Raw genomic sequence first — 1,889 nt, 5'->3', positions numbered from 1 at the left:
TCGACCTCCTCGCCAAGGTCCGCCTCCACCCGATCGAGTCAGAAACCCACGAGACCGACCAGCCCACCGAACTCACCGCATAGCCTCGAAGAAGAGATCACCGAGTGGCCGTCGATACACCACTCCAGCGGACGTGACCCAGCGCGAGTGCCCGGCCTCCCGCCAGGGCCGCACCCGGCCTTCCGGCCCCACCACGACCGGGCCAGCACCGGAACGAACCTGTTCCTCCTCCCGCACCGCGCGCAGGTCAAGGTGGTCCTGCAGCAGGCAAAGCAGTTCCCGCCCGGCTGCGTCCAGGTGTTCCTCCAGTTCAGTGTGGGTCCAGGTGCCCGCATCGCTGCCCGACAGCGTGGTGGTCAGCGTTTCGAAGGCGCTGAGGGAGCGGGCAAAGGGGTCAGCGGTGGCATGAGTGTCGTACGGTGTCATCTCCAGGGCTCTTCCCGTCCGGCATCGATTGGGTCGCACCTTCGAATGTAGGCGCGGAAGAGCCCTGCTGTTAACGGGAGTTGGACGAAGCGCCGCCCCGGCGGCGGGCCGAAGCGAACAGGCCGGGGACATCCTCGTCCAGCCAGCCCCGCTCCACCAGCCGCTTCAACTTTGCCCGCGTGCCCTCGATCTTCCCGGTCTCGACGGGCAGTCCGATCCTCGGCACGATCTGCTTGGCGCGGACCGGCCCCGGCGCATCCGCCACCACCTCCACGATGTCCCGATAAACCCCCGGCAGGACCTCCGCCCCCATCCCCGGCTGCCAGTTCGGCACCGTCAGCACCCCGATGACGTGCCGCTCCGCCCCCGCATACGCCGACACCACCGGCTCACCCGCGGTCGGCCGGTCGGTATCGACCGCGACCGCCGGCTTCTCCGGCACCATCTCCGCCAGCACTTCGGCGACCGTCTCCCGCGCGATCCGCAACCGCTCCAGTCCCTCCCGGGCCAACTCCAGCTTCTCCGACAGCTCGGCAACCTCCGCTTCCAGCTCCTCCACCCGAAGCCGGGCGGCTGCCTCGCGCGCTTCCAACTCCTCGAACAGCGAGCCCATCCGCCACCCCTCCTCCACCACCACGGTAAAGACAAGCAGGGCTGCAATGGAGTGTTCTGCACTTGGCAGTTGAGGCGGAATCGGCGAGCATCGCAGGGCTTCGACATAACCGATCGACACCCTGAGCATGATGGCGTTAGCTGGCCGGCATGCCAGAACTGCGTACCGATCGTCTCCTGCTCCGCCGGTGGCGGGAGTCCGACCTCGAGCCGTGGGCGGCGATGAACGCCGATCCCGAAGTCCGAGAACACCTGGGGGAACTGCTGACGCGGGAGCAAAGCAATGCCGCGGCGGCACTCATGCAGTCCGAGTTCGACGAGCGAGGCTTTGGGTGGTGGGCACTCGAAGCGCGGGAGACCGGTGAGTTCATCGGCCGCGCCGGCTTGGACGAGGTGGACAAGGACATGCCGTTCGCGGGCGTGGATATCGGGTGGCGGCTGAAGCGTTCGGCATGGGGCCACGGTTACGCCACCGAGGCCGCCCTGGCCTGCCTGGCCTTCGGCTTCGAGACCCTCGGGCTACCACAGATCATTGCGTCAACAACCGTCAACAACCTTCGCTCACAGGCAGTGATGCGCCGGATCGGCATGACCCACGACCCGGCCGACGACTTCGAGGATCCGAGCGTGCCCGAAGGGCCGCTTCGCCAGTGCGTGCTGTACCGGATCCCCCGAAAGGTGCCCACGGGCTACACCGCACAGCGGAACAAGACCACCAGCGGAACTAAGCCCTCATCTTGATCGGCGGCTTCACTCGAAACGAACCGCACCCGAGGGAATTTGACGACAGGGCCTAGTGTTCCGTGATCCGGTTCGTGTCACCTGCAGTGTTCTGCCTCGTTGAGCCAGGC

Annotated in this window: 3 protein-coding genes; 1 reads left to right on the top strand and 2 read right to left on the bottom strand. The window is 66.9% G+C overall.

All coding sequences use genetic code 11. The annotated features are described in order from the left end of the window. Window positions 1-72 precede the first annotated feature (72 nt). Together IE277_RS46565 and IE277_RS46560 are read right to left on the bottom strand one after the other, a co-directional pair. A complete protein-coding gene (locus IE277_RS46565; RefSeq protein ID WP_189960177.1) occupies window positions 73-426 on the bottom strand; it encodes a hypothetical protein in 354 nt (117 codons plus the stop codon). 70 nt (window positions 427-496) lie between these two features. Beyond that, window positions 497-1,159 (bottom strand): hypothetical protein, encoded by a 663-nt coding sequence (locus tag IE277_RS46560; RefSeq protein WP_229882604.1) that lies wholly within the window; start codon window positions 1,157-1,159, stop codon window positions 497-499. Window positions 1,160-1,188: 29 nt separating this feature from the next. On the opposite strand from IE277_RS46560, the gene IE277_RS46555 reads away from it, so the two are divergent. Continuing rightward, window positions 1,189-1,779, top strand: coding sequence for a GNAT family N-acetyltransferase (locus IE277_RS46555; protein ID WP_189960176.1), 591 nt, complete (start codon window positions 1,189-1,191; stop codon window positions 1,777-1,779). The last annotated feature ends 110 nt before the right edge of the window (window positions 1,780-1,889 follow it).

The sequence above is a fragment of the Streptomyces alanosinicus genome (assembly GCF_014650595.1).
GTDB lineage: Bacteria > Actinomycetota > Actinomycetes > Streptomycetales > Streptomycetaceae > Streptomyces > Streptomyces alanosinicus.
This window is presented reverse-complemented; position numbering and strand designations above follow the sequence as displayed.

Coding starts and splice junctions, on each gene's coding strand:
- IE277_RS46555 (WP_189960176.1), top strand. CDS start 1,189: ATGCCAGAACTGCGTACCGATCGTCTCCTGCTCCGCCGGTGGCGGGAG.
- IE277_RS46565 (WP_189960177.1), bottom strand. CDS start 426: ATGACACCGTACGACACTCATGCCACCGCTGACCCCTTTGCCCGCTCC.